Raw genomic sequence first — 15,152 nt, 5'->3', positions numbered from 1 at the left:
GGCCAAGGATGGCCCATCGCGGCGCCCCCCCAAATCACTGGCGGATTGCGGGCATGCCGAGCCTAAGCGAGGCACCGAGTGTTGGGGCGAAGACTTTTTGGTTACTTTTGTCTGGGCCGGCATTCCGGTCTTTACAAAAGTGACCCGCTGTAAGAGCGGAACCAATAGAAGCCGTTACCGCAGCAACGGATATGTACACCACCAACAACCCGCCATCGCAGGCAAGCCAGCTCCCACATTTTTTGATCACTTGCACTCAAGACCTGGCGTGCAACGCCAACTGCACTGCACCATCAACACTCAAGGCACTCAGCAAAACCTGTGGCGCAACGGCTTCGGGCAAGGCTTGCAGCACTTCCATCGCCGCATGCCGCACCCGCGCCAGTACCAGCCGCTTGCCCTCCCCGTGCACCTGCGCAAAAAACGCTGCCAGCGCCTCGATACTGGTGCCGTCAAGATCAGGCGATTCTTCCAGGCTCAACACCACCGCCTCGACCGGCGACTGACGCATCAAGCGCAACGCCGCGCCCAGGATGCGTTCGGCATTGGCGAAAAACAGCGCCTCACTGGGCCGTACAATCAGCAAGCCAGGCACCTGCACCGCATCAGCATGGTGTTGACGGTCAACAAAGTCATGACTGTCGCCCAAGCGCCCCAGCACTTGAATATCCGCCGAAGACATCTGGCGCAGCATCAACACTACGCTGATCGCCACCGCCACCAGCAAGCCATCCAGCACGCCCAGCACAAGCACTGCCGCCACCGCACAGATCACCAGCAAACGGTCGCGACGCCACAGGAAGTAACGGCCCAGGGGTTGCAGGCTCAAACCACGGCCCAGCGCGTAGATGACGATGGCTGCCAGCACCGGCTCCGGCGTTAACGCCACATACGGCAGCACCGTCAACACGATCACCAGCACCACCAGCGCCGCAACGATGCCCGCCAGGCGCGAACCGGCGCCGGCAGCCTCATTCGCCGACGTGGCCGAATAGCCCGCACCGGCGGGCATGCCGTGGAACAACCCGGACACCAGATTCGCCGCGCCCAGCGCCAACAGATCGCGATTGGATGACACCCGGTCGCCATGTTTAAGTGCGAACGAACTGATAGAGCCGTAGGACTCCGCATACAGGATCATGACCAAGGCAAAGGCCAACTCGCCCAGGCGCAACCAATCCGCGAACGGCAGCACGGGAAAGTGCCCCAGCTCCAGGCGAAGATCAATCATGCCGATCAAGGCCACGCCATGGGCCTGCAAGCCCAGGTACTGCCCGGCAACAATCCCCAGGACCACCACCAGCAAGCCGCCCGGCAAGCGCGGGATTCGCGCGCACAGCCATAACACCGCCAATGCTGCCGCTGCCACCAGTGCCGCCGGCCAATTCCAGTGCGCTAATTGCTCCAGTAACTGCGGCAGAAAGCGGATCAGGTTGTTATCGGTCAGGTGTACGCCCACCACACTGGCCAGTTGCTTGAGGATGATGGTCAGCGCCAGGCCGAAGGCAAAACCGCGTAGCACCGGCTTGGCGATAAACGACGTCACACCGCCCAGCTTGAACAAACCGGCCAACACAAACAGCACGCCGGTGATCAGCACCAGCCCGAAGGCCAGGGACAGCCTCAGCGCCGGATCATCCCCGGCCAGGCTGGCGGTGGCAGCCGCCAATACCGCCGCAGAAGAGGACGTGGCCGAGACTATTGCAAAACGGCTGGTGCCCAACAGGCCGTAGCACACCAGCCCGGCAAACAAGGCGATCACACCGGCCTGCGGCGGCAACGCAGCGATGCTGGAATACGCCACAGCCTCCGGCAGCAGTAACCCGGCGATGGACAACCCGGCAAGGATGTCCTGGGTACGATTGGGGGGTACGGCAACGGGCGTAACGGTTTCAGTTTTCAATCGGCCCAACCCATCCTGGCAAATAACGGGCTTCCTGGCTGCGCGCCAGAGTCATGGCCTTGCCCAACAATTTGGCATTTGGCTGGCTGACAACATCGCTGCCGATACGGCTGCGAAAGAAGTCCGCCCACAAAAACTCGCTGAACGGCGTTGCGTCCTTGGCGTAACCACCGGCGGTACGCAGCAGGCCGGCAAGGCTGCGGTAAGGGTCGTCCTGCAGGTCGGTAATCTTGCGGGGAATGGCCTCATAGGTACGCCGCAAACCGCGCGCGTCGTAGGGGTGGACCCATTGATTGAATGCCATGACATTCCAGAAGGTGCTGCGCTCCACGAATGACAGGTCCTTGAGCATCAGCAGCGACACACTCTTGACCTCTTCCAGAATCAAAGCCATACCGAAGTGATGATGGTCGGTGATGTAGTAGCGCTCGTCCGGCCCCAGCACACAAGGGAACCAGTGCTTGTCGAGGGCGGCGGCGCGCTCCTTGCGCTTGAGTTTGGTCCAGGCGTCGCGCTTGGCAGCGACTTCCGCCATGCCGACCGTCAATTGTGTAGGGTGCAGTTTTTCCAGCTTGCCTGTGACCAATTGCGGGCGGGGCCGAGCCATGGGTATCTCCAAAGGGAACCAACACGTCGACAGCTTAGCCCTCATTGGCATGGGGATTTTTTCGGACACAAAAAAAAGCCGATTCACGCAGTGCGCGAATCGGCTTTGTTACCCGGCGTCTGTCATCAGGACAACAGCGAGTAAACCAACGCAGTAATCGCGACCAGGCCCACCGCAGTGACAAACACATTGGATGCTTGCCCACGGTACTTGGCCATGGCCGGCACCTTGCGGATCGCGTACATCGGCATCAGGAACAGGATCGACGCGATGATCGGGCCGCCCAGCGTTTCAATCATGCCGAGAATGCTCGGGTTGAGCGTGGCGACCAGCCAGCACACTACCAGCATGAACGCGGCGGTCATGCGGTCCAGGGACTTGGCAGCCGGACGACGCCCGGTTTTCAATACCAGCCCCTTGAGGCCTTCACTGGCACCGATGTAGTGGCCCAGGAACGACTTGGCAATCGCCACGAATGCAATCAACGGTGCGGCGAAGGCGATGGTCGGGTTGTCGAAGTGGTTGGCCAGGTACGACAGGATCGACAGGTTCTGCGCTTTTGCTTCGGCCAGCTGTGCCGGCGACAGCGTCAGCACGCAGCTGAACACGAAGAACAGCACCATTACCACCATCAACAGGTGCGCGCGGCACAGGATCTGCGAGCTGCGCTCATCGGCATTGGCGCCGTACTGGCGCTTCTGATCAACCGCGAAGGCCGAGATGATCGGCGAATGGTTGAACGAGAACACCATCACCGGAATCGCCAGCCACAGGGTATTGAGCAGCGCGGACGGCGCCGGGACTTCGCTGGCAGTGCTGAGGATGCCGCCGGTCCAGTGCGGGATGAGGTACACCGCCAGGAACAGCAAGGCGACGATGAACGGATACACCATCAGGCTCATGGCCTTGACGATCACTTGCTCGCCGCAACGCACCACGGCCAGCAAGCCGAGGATCAGCACAAAGGCCAGGATCGCCCGTGGCGGCGGCATGATGTGCAGTTGGTGTTCCATGAAACTGCTGACGGTGTTGGTCAGGGCCACACTGTAGATCAGCAGGATCGGGAAGATGGCGAAGAAGTACAGCAAGGTGATCAGTGCACCGGCCTTGAGGCCGAAATGCTCTTCAACCACGTCGGTGATGTCAGAGCCGGCACGGCCGGACAGCACGAAGCGCGTCAGGCCACGGTGAGCGAAGAACGTCATCGGGAACGCCAGCAATGCCAGGATCACCAGGGGCCAGAAGCCGCCCAGGCCGGCGTTGATCGGCAAAAACAAAGTACCGGCGCCAATGGCGGTGCCGAACAGGCCGAGCATCCAGGTGGTGTCCTGGCGGCTCCAGCTTGTGAGGGTTGCAGGTGTCGTTGCATAGCGTTCGTCGACGCTATTGGCCTGATCATTCATCCGGTCGGATCTCCGCATTTACACGGCCGGGGCGAGTCAGAAAAACCTGACAGGCAGCGCCTCGACCATAGAAGGGGCCGGATTGTCCGGGATTCTCTCGAATAAGCAAAGACTTAGCTGAGGAATGGTTGAGCGGCGCAGCAATTCAAGGAGGGAGGCGGACGGCAGCTTTCGTGGGCTGCGAAAGGTTATGGCCTTGCCAAAAATCCGTTAAACGAAGCAACTTCCAAGAAGTATCCGACATTTAAAGCAGACACAGCCTACATCTAAATAATATTTCCACTGAGATAGACCATTAACTATTACAAGACCATACATAACCATTGAGCCGCCGCCAGAGCACACACTAAGATCGCCGCGTCCCTCGCACAAACATCATGCCGCGCTCTTAGCCAGCAGCCTCAGGAATTCAAGAATGAAAACACTCAGTATTGTATTAACTGGTCTGTGTCTTATCGGCCTATTTAAATCCAGCGAAAGTTACGCAACGCCAACCGCGCCTGAACGGGATATCCAGGCGCTGGCCTCTTCCCCACAATGGTTGACCACCAAAGTCTATATCGAGGGTGCCCCGGATAAGGATGTCAAGGCCAACTACCCCGGTGTGGTGGGCATTTCAATGTGGGACCCACAGCGCAACCGTTATGAGTTCTTCTATGCTGACACCGGGCTTTCAAAATACGCCGATGGCGGTGGCGGCTACTTCCTCGTCACAGGCGACCAAAATACCCATATTCTGGTGCCCGATGTGGGACCGGTCAAAACCGTGGTCAGGCGACTGGAAAAACTGGATAAGAACGAGTTCACCTACTCGCGCGAAGTACCTCGCGACATGATTGCCAACAACCCTCCTGTTCGAATCTATGTCGTCCATGCGCCTTATATCGGCCCGATAAAAACTGCGCTGTCGAACTAGTCAGCCCTCACGCCTGACGCTACGCCGCTTGAATTAATAGACTGCAAGGTGCCCAAGATGAAGCCATGTAACGCCCCCACATCATTGTTAATACCTGTGCTGTTGACTGTTGCTCTGTTGCCCGCAACAGCCACTGCCAACACCGCCGCTCCCTCCAGCGTAAGCACTGTGGCGGCCACAGCTGATAACGCCGTCATGTTAACGGTGTTTCTCAAACATGATCAGTCGCGGCCCTTGAGCGAGTTGAAGGCACAATTGGCGAAGCAAGCCTTTCACAAGGTATTTCCTCCTGCCGGGGTTGAAGTGGTCAGTTGGAATGTCACCATGGGCATCGGACAGATCGTCGTGCTACGCCTGCCGGCTTCGCGCCTGGTAGAGGTCAATCTGGCGATAGAGCGCACTGCCTGGGGCGCCTACACAACGGAATTCTATCCTACCTACGATTTCAGGCCGATCGCGCAAGCAGAGCAAATCCAGGCGCAGCAGGCGGATTCTGCCCAATAATGGCAGTGTGGCGGCAGCCCTTTGAGGAAGCTATGGCAGCGCCGTTGACAACCACGCGCCCGCCCCAGCATGATCGAGCCATGAATCTCATTCAGCGCCGCCTCACCCGCACCACCACCACGACCGCTTATGGCGGGTCGGGCGGTGGCTGTGGGTGCGAAAGCTAAAAACACCCCGAAACACCCCAAGGCCCCGCCAGCAATGGACGGGGCCTTTTTATTGCCCCGCCCGCTGGCCACTGCAAGGAGCAAGACCATGGCTAACGCCCTGTTGATCATCGATATGCAAACCGGTTTATACGACGGGCCGCAACAGCCCTTCGAGCGCGAGCGCGTGCTGGGCACCATCAACCAGCTTATCCAGCGCGCCCGCAGGGCCAACGTGGCTATCTTCGTCGCTCGCCACACCGGCCCGGCAGGTTCGCCGATCGAAGCTGGCAGCCCGTTATGGCAACTGTGGCATGGCCTCGACGTCGACGACGCTCACGATCACCTGTTCAACAAAACCCGCCCCAGCTGCTTCCTGGGCACTGACCTGGCGCAACAACTGGCGGCGGCACAGGTCGATGAATTGGTGGTGGTCGGCATGAAAACCCAGTTTTGCATCGACACCACGTGCCGAGTGGCGGTGGAGCTTGGGTTTACGGTGGTACTGCCCGAGGACGCCCACACCTGCATGGACACCCCGACCTTGCCGGCCAAGGCGATCATCGAGCATCACAATGCGACCTTGGCGGGGGCGTTTGTGAAGCGGGTGAAAGCTCAGGATGTTGAGTTCTAGAACTGCCTGTGCGGGATTTTTTCTGACCGAACAAATCGTTCCGTCTTACAAATCCCGCATACTCCTCCTATCAAACCCTTCAGGAAGAGCCTTCCGATGTCCACCACTGTTCTGGTCCTGGTTGAAACCATCAACGAATACCTGCAAATCATCGAGAGTAACGACTTCCATGTGATTCTGGCGCCGACACCGGCCGAGCGTGCCCAGGCGATCAAGGCCCACGGCGCGCAGATCAAGGCGGTACTCACCCGTGGCCCGCTGGGGCTGTATGCCGAGGAAATCGCGGCGCTGCCGTTGCTCGAGATTATCTGCGTGATCGGCGCCGGCTATGAACACGTGGACCTGCAAGCGGCGAGCAATCGCGGGATCGTGGTAACCAACGGCGCCGGCGTAAACGCGCCGTCAGTGGCTGACCACGCCATGGCGTTGCTGTTGGCACTGGTGCGTGGCATTCCCCAGAATGACGCGGCGGTGCGGCGCAGCGAATGGCCCAAAGTGATGCGCCCTTCCCTGGGCGGCAAGCAACTGGGCATTCTCGGTCTCGGCGCAGTGGGCATGGAGATTGCCAAACGTGCCGCCCTCGGCTTTGGCATGGAAGTGAGTTACCACAACCGCCAGCCCCGCGACGATGTGGACTACACCTATTGCGCAACCGCCGTGGAGCTGGCGCGCACCTCGGACTTCCTGATCCTGGCCACGCCGGGCGGGGCCAGCACCCGCCACCTGATTGATCGCCATGCCCTGGATGCGCTGGGGCCGAACGGTTACCTGGTGAACATCGGACGCGGCAGCGTGGTGGTGACTGCGGACTTGGTGGCTGCGCTGGAGCAACGGCGTATCGGCGGCGCCGCGCTGGATGTGTTCGACGATGAACCGAAAGTGCCCGACGCCCTCAAGCGGCTGAGCAATACCGTGCTCACCTCCCACGTCGCCGGCCTGTCGCCGGAAGCGGCCCACGATACCGTGCAGCGCGTGGCCGATAACCTGGTGGAATACTTCGCCGGCCGCCCAGTGCTGACACCGGTTACCCTGCCGCCGCGCAACTAGTAGCGATTAGCCAGCGCCGACGCAAAACCTGACTACACTGCTTGCGGGGATGCTCAGGACGTCGGTGCAGGACCGGCGAAGGAACGCACAATGATTGGCCATGGACTCGGCCCGGCCCGCCAACGCGGCGCCATCGGCCTGATAGGCGCGGTAACCCTTGGTATTGCGCTGCTGTTTCTGCTGCTGGTGGTCGACAGCGGTCGCCTGTACCTGGAGAAGCGCAAATTGCAGCGTGTGGCCGATACGGCTGCGCTGGAAGCGGTGAGCCGCAGCGGCACATGCGCGGCGCCCGCTAACAATGCCGCACAATTTGCGACCGAAAGCGCCGCACGCAACAACTTTAGCCTTGACGACAATCGCACGCTGGCGACCGCCTGCGGCACCCTGGCCACCGGCGCAGATTTTATGCGCACGTTCAGCGCCGACCCGAGCAAAACCGATGCCATCCGGGTGATTGCCACCCATCGCGTGCACACCAGCCTTGCCCATGGCTTGCTCACGCTGTTCTCGGGCCAGCCCGTCAACCTGACAACGCTGCTCAGCGCCACCGCCGTCGCCGCCGCACCCACCCCAACGGTTGCCCAGCTCACGGTTCGCAGCACCTTGTTAACGGTGGACAGCACCAAGTCTGTCGCCCTCAACGCCTTGATCGGCGGCCTGCTGGGCGGCAAGTTGCAGTTGGACGCAGTCGGCTGGAATGGGCTGCTCAATACCGATATCAGCTTGCTCAAGTACCTGGATGCGCTGGCCATCCAATTGAAAGTCAGCGCCGGTAACTACGACCAACTGCTCAAGACCGACGCCACTGTAGGCCAACTGATCCAGGCGGCCATTGATGTGCTCAAGCTGGGCGGTGACGCGGTCAAAGTGGTGATCAACAACCTGGAAGCCATCAAGCTGATTGCGCCGGGCACGCAGATCCTGCACCTGGGCGACCTGATCAATATCCAGAACGGCACCGACAAAAGTGCGCTGGATGTGAACCTGCAACTGTTCAACCTGATCCAGGGCTTTGTGCAGCTGTCGAACAAGGCCAGCGCAGTTGCCGTGGAGCTGCCGGTGGATGTGCTGGGCCTGCTCGGCGTGACCGTGTCGACCAAAGTGATCGAGCCCGGGCAGGTTTCCAGCATCGGCAACCCCAAGGATATCGCCAAGCAGCCCATTTATGTGCGCACCGCCCAGGTGCGCACTTTGATTTCGGTAAAACTGCCGATCGTCACGCTGGTGAATAACCTGCTGGGTGGCACGGTGCAAGCGCTCAGTGACCTGCTGGGCGGCCTGTTTGGCTTACTCGATCCCAATTGTTGCCTGGTCGCCAGCCTGGAAATCGGCGACACCCTCGACATCGCCCTGGAAGCCGCTGGCGGCAGCGCTATGGTCACTGGTTACAGTTGCGACAGCGGCAAAAAGTCGTTGTCGGTACTCGGCGAAACCTCGGCATTGCGCGCGATGATTGGCCAGGTTGACCCCAAGAATCTGTACTCGTCCACAGAAAAACTCAAGGTAGACGAGTACCCGGTGGTGGATATCGGCACCAAAACCTGCAAGCGCGGCACCGGCGTGTGTAGCGACAGGCAGGCCTTTGCGGCGGGCGGCCTGGGCATCCGAATCGACAGCGACGTGTTGAAAACCCAGCGTGCGCACACCTACACCGAGCCGCCCGCTATCAACCAGCAACCGCTCTATTACGCATTCGCCAGCTCGAACGCGGTCAGCAGCCTCAAGCAAACACTCACCGGCATCCAACTGATCAACCACCCGCCCAAAATGGCCAGCCTGTTGGGCGCCGTGTTGGGCCTGGTCACGGGCGTGGTCAACGGCTTGCTCACCACCCTGGGCGGCTTGATTGCCGGGCTGCTCGGCCCGCTGCTCGACCCCATCGTCAACAACCTGCTCGCCGGCCTGGGCATCGACCTGGCAAAAGTCGAAATCGGTGCCAATTTGTCGTGCAACCCCGGTGGCCGGGCCATGCTGGTCATTTGAGCACATCAGGCCCGCTGATCATCGTCCAACACGCTAACCTATTAAGCCGCCCCGACCTTGTCGCTGGGCGGCGGTGCGCATTAGATTAGCCAATAGTCCAAGGCCTTTAGAATAAGCAGAAGGGATAAGCATGGCGCTTAACGACCAATCGACCCAGATTCGCCCCGGCGAAGAACTTGATGCCAGCCTCATCGATCCCTACCTCAAGGCGCATATTCCGGGCCTTGCCGGCACGGTCAAGATCAGCCAGTTCCCCGGTGGCGCATCCAACCTGACTTACCTGCTGGAATACCCTGGCCAGGAATTCGTGCTGCGCCGCCCGCCATTTGGCCACAAAGCCAAGTCCGCCCACGACATGGGCCGCGAATACCGCATTCTCAACCAGCTCAAGGACGGCTTCCCGTATTGCCCCAAAGCCTATGTGCACTGCCTTGACGAGTCGGTGATCGGCGCCGAGTTCTATGTGATGGAGCGCGTCAACGGCATCATCCTGCGCTCTGACCTGCCGGCCGAACTGGGCCTGGACGCGGCCAAGACCGAGGCGCTGTGCAAGAGCTTTATCGATAAATTCGTCGAACTGCACCAGGTCGACTACGCTGCCTGCGGCCTGGCCGACCTGGGCAAGCCCGAAGGTTATGTAGCACGCCAGATCCGCGGTTGGAGCGACCGCTACGAAAAAGCCCTGACGCCCGACGCGCCCAGCTGGGAAAAGGTCCGCGCGTGGCTTAACGACAAGATGCCGGCCGACCACCCGACTTCCAGCATCGTGCACAACGACTATCGCTTCGACAACGTGATCCTCGACCCGCACAACCCGATGCAGATCATCGGCGTGCTGGACTGGGAACTCACCACGTTGGGCGACCCGCTGATGGACTTGGGCAACACCCTCGCCTACTGGATCGAAGCCGCTGACCCTGCGCCCGTGCAACTGATGCGCCGCCAGCCCAGTAACGCGCCGGGCATGCTGACTCGTCGCCAATTCGTCGACTATTACGCCGAGCGCTCCGGCATCCAGATCGATAATTTCGACTTCTACTACACCTACGGCCTGTTCCGCCTGGCCGGCATTGTGCAGCAGATCTACTACCGCTTTTTTCACGGCCAGACCCAGGACAAACGCTTTGCGCAGTTCATCCATATGAACAAGCTGCTGGAGCAAATGAGCCTGAATGTCATCGCTAAATCAGCCCTCTGACTACAAGAGCAAGGAACCCAGCATGTCCAAGACCCACCTGTTCGACCTCGACGGCAAGATCGCTTTCGTTTCCGGCGCCAGCCGTGGCATCGGTGAAGCCATCGCCAAGCTCCTGGCCCAGCAAGGCGCCCATGTGATCGTCTCCAGCCGCAAGCTCGAAGGCTGCCAGCACGTGGCCGACGCGATCATCGCCGCGGGCGGCAAAGCCACCGCCGTGGCCTGTCATATCGGCGAAATGGAGCAGATTACCCAAGTGTTCGCCGGTATCCGCGAACAGTTTGGGCGCCTGGATATCCTGGTTAACAACGCTGCAACCAACCCGCAATTCTGCAACGTACTGGACACCGACCTGGGCGCCTTCCAGAAGACCGTTGACGTGAACATCCGCGGTTACTTCTTCATGTCGGTGGAAGCCGGCAAGCTGATGCGCGACAACGGCGGCGGCAGCATCATCAACGTGGCCTCGATCAACGGCATCTCCCCGGGCGTGTTCCAGGGCATCTACTCGGTGACCAAGGCCGCCGTGATCAACATGACCAAAGTGTTTGCCAAGGAATGCGCGGCGTTCGGCATCCGTTGCAACGCCTTGCTGCCGGGCCTGACCGACACCAAGTTCGCCTCGGCGCTAGTCAAGAACGACTCGATCCTGAAGGTGGCCCTGGCGCAGATCCCGCTCAAGCGCGTAGCCGACCCGAGCGAGATGGCCGGTGCGGTGCTGTTCCTGGCCAGTGATGCGTCCAGCTACACCACCGGTGTGTCGCTGAATGTGGACGGTGGCTTCCTGTCCTGACCTTCCAGGCACCGCAAAAACCCTGGGGTAGCAAGCTTACTGTGGCGAGCAAGCTTGCTTGCGCTGGGGTGCGAAGCGCCCCCAAAAATCGGGAGACTGCTGCACAGTCCAACGGGAGCAAGCTCCCTCGCCACACACTCAAGGGCGCTTGAACTGTTGGCGTAGCGCCTCTATGCGCGGGCGGCAAACGCAGCCCTCCAAGTGATCATTGACCATCCCCATCGCCTGCATCAGCGCGTACATCGTGGTGGGGCCAACAAAGGTCCAGCCGCGCTTCTTCAAGGCTTTGGACAAACGCAGCGACGCCGGTGACGTCGGGTTGCCGGTCCAGTACGCCATGTCCACCACCGCCGGGCGTTCCTCGGGCGTGGGTTCAAACGCCCACAACCAGCGCGCCAGCGAACCGGTTTCGTCCACCAACTCACAGGCCCGGCGTGCGTTATTGATGGTCGAGACGATCTTCGCGCGGTTGCGCACGATGCCTGGGTCGTTCATCAGCCGCTCGATATCGGCCTCGGTGTAGTGGGCGACACGGCGAAAATCAAACCCTTCGAACGCCGCCCGAAACTGCTCGCGCTTGCGCAAAATGGTGATCCACGCCATGCCCGCCTGGAAACCTTCCAGGCAGATCTTCTCGTACAGTTGGATATCGTCTGCGACCGGCACACCCCACTCGGCGTCGTGGTAACGCGGGTACTCCGGCGCGGCCGTGCGCCAGGTGCAGTGAGTCTGGCCTGCTGAATCCGTGGTCAACCCTGGTTTGTCCATCGACTACCTCGCCAATCAAGGCGCGGATCATAAGCGAAAAAATTTACCGCCCGCCAACCGCTCAAGCATCACCCTTACCGACCAACTGGTCAGACCGGGACCTGACAACCGTCGAATATTTACTTGTGATTTGAAAAAAACCCAGCGTAGACTGGCCGCGCACTGGACATACCGGTAAGACCACAACAATTAAGCCCTGGAACCACCAGGGCACCGAATAGAGATCCCTCCCATGCTCAGATGGTGCTCGCGTTCGATTTTCCTGCAAGTCGTGATTGGCCTGATGTTAGGCGTTATCTGCGGCCTGGCCCTTCCCGAATTCTCCTCACAACTCAAACCCCTGGGTGACGGCTTTATCAAGCTGATCAAAATGCTGATTGGCCTGATCGTATTCTGCGTGGTGGTCAGCGGGATCTCCGGCGCCGGCGACCTGAAGAAGGTCGGACGCATTGGCTTGAAGTCAGTGATCTACTTCGAAGTGCTGACCACCGTCGCCCTGGTGATCGGCCTGATCATGGCCTTCAGCACGGGTATTGGCCAAGGCGCCAATATTCACTTGGAGCAACTGTCGTCCGCCGGTCTCAATGAGCTGGCCGACAAGGGCCAGCACATTCGCGGCACCAGCCAGTTCCTGATGGACCTGATCCCCAATTCGGTGATCGGCGCCTTTGCCGACAACAATGTGCTGCAAGTGCTGCTGTTTTCGGTGCTGTTCGGCAGCGCGCTGAACCTGGTGGGCGAAGCCGCTTCCGGCATCTCGCGGCTGATCAACGAGCTGAGCCATGTGATCTTTCGCATCATGGGCATGATTGTGCGTCTGGCGCCGATCGGTGTATTCGGCGCCATCGCCTTTACCACCAGCACCTACGGCCTGGATTCGCTGCAACACCTGGGCAGCCTGGTGGGTTTGTTCTACCTGACCTGCTTTGCTTTTGTCGGGCTGGTGCTGGGCCTGGTGATGCGTTTGTCCGGCCTGCGCATGCTGCCGCTGCTCAAGTACCTGCGCGAAGAGCTGCTGATCGTGATGGGCACCGCCTCCTCCGACGCGGTATTGCCGCAGATCATGCGTAAACTCGAGCACTTGGGCATTGGCAGCTCCACCGTCGGCCTGGTGATTCCGACCGGTTATTCGTTCAACCTCGACGGTTTCTCGATCTACCTGACCCTGGCCATCGTATTTATCGCCAATGCCACCGGCACACCGCTGTCGATGACTGATTTGCTGACCATCCTGCTGGTGTCGTTGATCACCTCCAAAGGTGCCCACGGCATTCCGGGCTCGGCGCTGGTGATTTTGGCGGCCACGCTGACCGCGATCCCGGCGATTCCGGTGGTGGGGCTGGTGCTGGTGTTGGCGGTGGACTGGTTCATGGGCATCGGCCGCGCGCTGACTAACCTGATCGGCAACTGTGTCGCTACCGTGGCCATTGCCCGTTGGGAAAAAGACATTGATATCCAGCGCGCCAACAAGGTGCTCGATGGCGAGCAAGGGTATGCCTTCCAGGCCAAGAAGCCGGTGCTGCCGGCGCATCAGGAATTCTAGCAACGCGATCCAACTGTGGGAGCTGGCTTGTCGGGTCGCCGCATCGCTGCGATAGCGGTGGGTCAGCCATAGAGATGTTGGCTGGCAGTCAGTCATCGCAGCGATGCGGCGACCCGACAAGCCAGCTCCCACATGGAATCGCCACTCTATTGGCAACATCAAGGAGACGTAGACGTGATCAGCACTTCAACCGTCGTCAACTCAGTCGTAGAAAAACTGCGCGCCGCACTCAAGCGGGGCCAGTGGCGCCAGGGCGACATGCTCCCCGGCCAGCGTGAACTGGCCGAGCAGATGGGCATCAGCCGCCCGAGCCTGCGCGAAGCCGTGATCGTGCTGGAAACCCTGGGCCTGGTGCGCTCGATGCCCGGCAAAGGCGTGGTCGTGCTGGAAACCAGCGTCAGCGAGCCACAGTCCAGCGACGCCGTGGCCGACGCCAGCCTCGAAGATATCCTGCAACTGCGCTACACCCTCGAACCCTTCATTGTCGGCCTGGTGGCCCAGTCCATCAGCAGCAAGGAAGTCGGCCAATTGCGCCTGACCTTGATGGACATGCGCGAAGCCCTGGATGCCGGCGACGCCGAAGCGGGCATGAACGCCTACATCGGCTTTCACGAAGAGCTGTTCGCGCTGACGTCCAACCCGATCTTCCAGAACGTGGTGCAACAAACCAGCAACGCCCTCAAGCAAAGCGCCCAGGTACTGCGCAATTCACCCGAACACTTGGCCGAACGCCTGCAGGAAAACGACGCCGTGGTGCGCGCCATCCGCAACAAGAACAGCGCCCTGGCGAGCGCCGAAATGCGCCGACATATCCTCCAGGAAGGCCTGCGCATGGGCATTCGTTTGAATATCCCGGACGACCATCTGGGCAGCTGATTTTTTGGAGACCGACCATGAGCGCCCCCGCCCTGCAACGCAATGCCGTCCTCCCTGCCCTGCGCCTGGTTGGCGGTAAAAAACTTTCGGTGGATGACATCTACCCACGCCTGTTCGATGCCATCCTCGAACAACGCATCGCCCCGGCCAGCCGTTTTACCGAAGAGAGCCTGGGCGAAACCTTTGGTGTGAGCCGCAGTGTGATTCGCCGTGTGCTGGCCAAGCTGTCCCATCAGCAAGTGATCATCCTGCGCCCCAACCAGCGTGCCCAGGTGGCGGCGCCGGATGCGCAGCAGGCGCGTCAGATTCTGGAGGCGCGGCGGATGACCGAGATCACCGTGGTGCAGTTGGCCTGCGCCCAAGCGACCACCCCGCAGATACGCCAGCTGCGCGAGTTGATTGCACGGGAGCGCGACTGCATCGAACGCGACCAGCGCGGGCCAGCGATTCGATTATCGGGGGAGTTTCATCTGCAATTGGCGCAGATGGCAGGCAACGCACCGTTGGCGCAATTCCTCAACAGCCTGGTGCCACTGACGTCGTTGATCATTGCGCAATATGAGGCGAAAGCCTGCACCTACTGCGCCTGGCAGGAGCATCTGGGGATTGTCGATGCGGTGGAGCAACGCGATTCAAGTGGCGCCGTGACCCTGATGACTCAGCACCTGGATCATCTGGAAAGCAAATTACTCAAACACCACTGAGTCCAAGTGGATGAACATCAAACTGTGGGAGCTGGCTTGCCTGTGATAGCGGTGGGTCAGCAGCCTTCCTGTTACTGAAAGACCGCTATCGCAGGCAAGCCAGCTCCCACATTGGGTGTGTGGGGTTTGA

General features: G+C 60.3%; 14 protein-coding genes. 10 read left to right on the top strand and 4 right to left on the bottom strand.

The genetic code is table 11. From position 1 onward, the window contains the following. Positions 1 to 256: 256 nt before the first annotated feature. The 3 genes from HX790_RS21665 to HX790_RS21655 form a co-directional block, all read right to left on the bottom strand. Complete coding sequence (locus tag HX790_RS21665) at positions 257 to 1,903, bottom strand: SulP family inorganic anion transporter (RefSeq protein ID WP_169986312.1); 1,647 nt, start codon at positions 1,901 to 1,903, stop codon at positions 257 to 259. Further along, on the bottom strand, positions 1,893 to 2,510 hold the full coding sequence (locus HX790_RS21660; protein WP_017136633.1) for a ParB-like protein: 618 nt from the start codon (positions 2,508 to 2,510) through the stop codon (positions 1,893 to 1,895). The genes HX790_RS21665 and HX790_RS21660 overlap by 11 nt, the downstream gene beginning before the upstream one ends. A gap of 125 nt (positions 2,511 to 2,635) precedes the next feature. Next, positions 2,636 to 3,913 carry a serine/threonine transporter gene (locus HX790_RS21655; protein WP_170039592.1) on the bottom strand — a complete coding sequence of 426 codons (1,278 nt, stop codon included), beginning with the start codon at positions 3,911 to 3,913 and terminating at the stop codon, positions 2,636 to 2,638. Between the two features lie 415 nt (positions 3,914 to 4,328). Between HX790_RS21655 and HX790_RS21650 the strand changes: the two genes are divergently transcribed. The 7 genes from HX790_RS21650 (at position 4,329) to HX790_RS21620 (ending at position 11,131) form a co-directional block, all read left to right on the top strand. Continuing rightward, positions 4,329 to 4,829, top strand: coding sequence for a DUF4822 domain-containing protein (locus tag HX790_RS21650; RefSeq protein WP_099549332.1), 501 nt, complete (start codon positions 4,329 to 4,331; stop codon positions 4,827 to 4,829). A gap of 57 nt (positions 4,830 to 4,886) precedes the next feature. Beyond that, on the top strand, positions 4,887 to 5,333 hold the full coding sequence (locus tag HX790_RS21645) for a hypothetical protein (RefSeq protein WP_176992107.1): 447 nt from the start codon (positions 4,887 to 4,889) through the stop codon (positions 5,331 to 5,333). Positions 5,334 to 5,588: 255 nt separating this feature from the next. Continuing rightward, positions 5,589 to 6,113 (top strand): cysteine hydrolase family protein, encoded by a 525-nt coding sequence (locus HX790_RS21640; RefSeq protein ID WP_169986320.1) that lies wholly within the window; start codon positions 5,589 to 5,591, stop codon positions 6,111 to 6,113. Positions 6,114 to 6,209: 96 nt separating this feature from the next. Beyond that, positions 6,210 to 7,160, top strand: coding sequence for a 2-hydroxyacid dehydrogenase (locus HX790_RS21635; protein ID WP_176992106.1), 951 nt, complete (start codon positions 6,210 to 6,212; stop codon positions 7,158 to 7,160). Between the two features lie 90 nt (positions 7,161 to 7,250). Further along, positions 7,251 to 9,143, top strand: a complete 1,893-nt coding sequence (locus tag HX790_RS21630; RefSeq protein ID WP_176992105.1) for a pilus assembly protein TadG-related protein — start codon at positions 7,251 to 7,253, stop codon at positions 9,141 to 9,143. Between the two features lie 130 nt (positions 9,144 to 9,273). Further along, positions 9,274 to 10,341, top strand: coding sequence for a phosphotransferase family protein (locus HX790_RS21625; RefSeq protein WP_017136640.1), 1,068 nt, complete (start codon positions 9,274 to 9,276; stop codon positions 10,339 to 10,341). Between the two features lie 22 nt (positions 10,342 to 10,363). Then, the gene (locus HX790_RS21620) at positions 10,364 to 11,131 is read left to right on the top strand and encodes an SDR family oxidoreductase (RefSeq protein ID WP_170039609.1); all 768 of its coding nucleotides are present in this window, start codon (positions 10,364 to 10,366) and stop codon (positions 11,129 to 11,131) included. A gap of 138 nt (positions 11,132 to 11,269) precedes the next feature. Here HX790_RS21620 and HX790_RS21615 read toward each other — a convergent pair whose 3' ends face one another. Further along, on the bottom strand, positions 11,270 to 11,899 hold the full coding sequence (locus tag HX790_RS21615; RefSeq protein ID WP_176992104.1) for a DNA-3-methyladenine glycosylase I: 630 nt from the start codon (positions 11,897 to 11,899) through the stop codon (positions 11,270 to 11,272). Between the two features lie 217 nt (positions 11,900 to 12,116). On the opposite strand from HX790_RS21615, the gene HX790_RS21610 reads away from it, so the two are divergent. The 3 genes from HX790_RS21610 to HX790_RS21600 all read left to right on the top strand — a co-directional run bounded on the left by HX790_RS21610 (position 12,117) and on the right by HX790_RS21600 (position 15,022). Continuing rightward, positions 12,117 to 13,442, top strand: a complete 1,326-nt coding sequence (locus tag HX790_RS21610) for a C4-dicarboxylate transporter DctA (RefSeq protein WP_169986452.1) — start codon at positions 12,117 to 12,119, stop codon at positions 13,440 to 13,442. Between the two features lie 174 nt (positions 13,443 to 13,616). Further along, complete coding sequence (locus HX790_RS21605; protein WP_017136644.1) at positions 13,617 to 14,318, top strand: FadR/GntR family transcriptional regulator; 702 nt, start codon at positions 13,617 to 13,619, stop codon at positions 14,316 to 14,318. Between the two features lie 17 nt (positions 14,319 to 14,335). Then, positions 14,336 to 15,022, top strand: a complete 687-nt coding sequence (locus tag HX790_RS21600) for a GntR family transcriptional regulator (RefSeq protein WP_017136645.1) — start codon at positions 14,336 to 14,338, stop codon at positions 15,020 to 15,022. The last annotated feature ends 130 nt before the right edge of the window (positions 15,023 to 15,152 follow it).

The sequence above is a fragment of the Pseudomonas sp. IPO3747 genome (assembly GCF_013385245.1).
Taxonomy (GTDB): Bacteria; Pseudomonadota; Gammaproteobacteria; order Pseudomonadales; family Pseudomonadaceae; genus Aquipseudomonas; species Aquipseudomonas edaphica.
The sequence above is the reverse complement of the archived record's forward strand: the minus strand, read 5'-3'. Positions and strand labels throughout refer to the sequence as shown.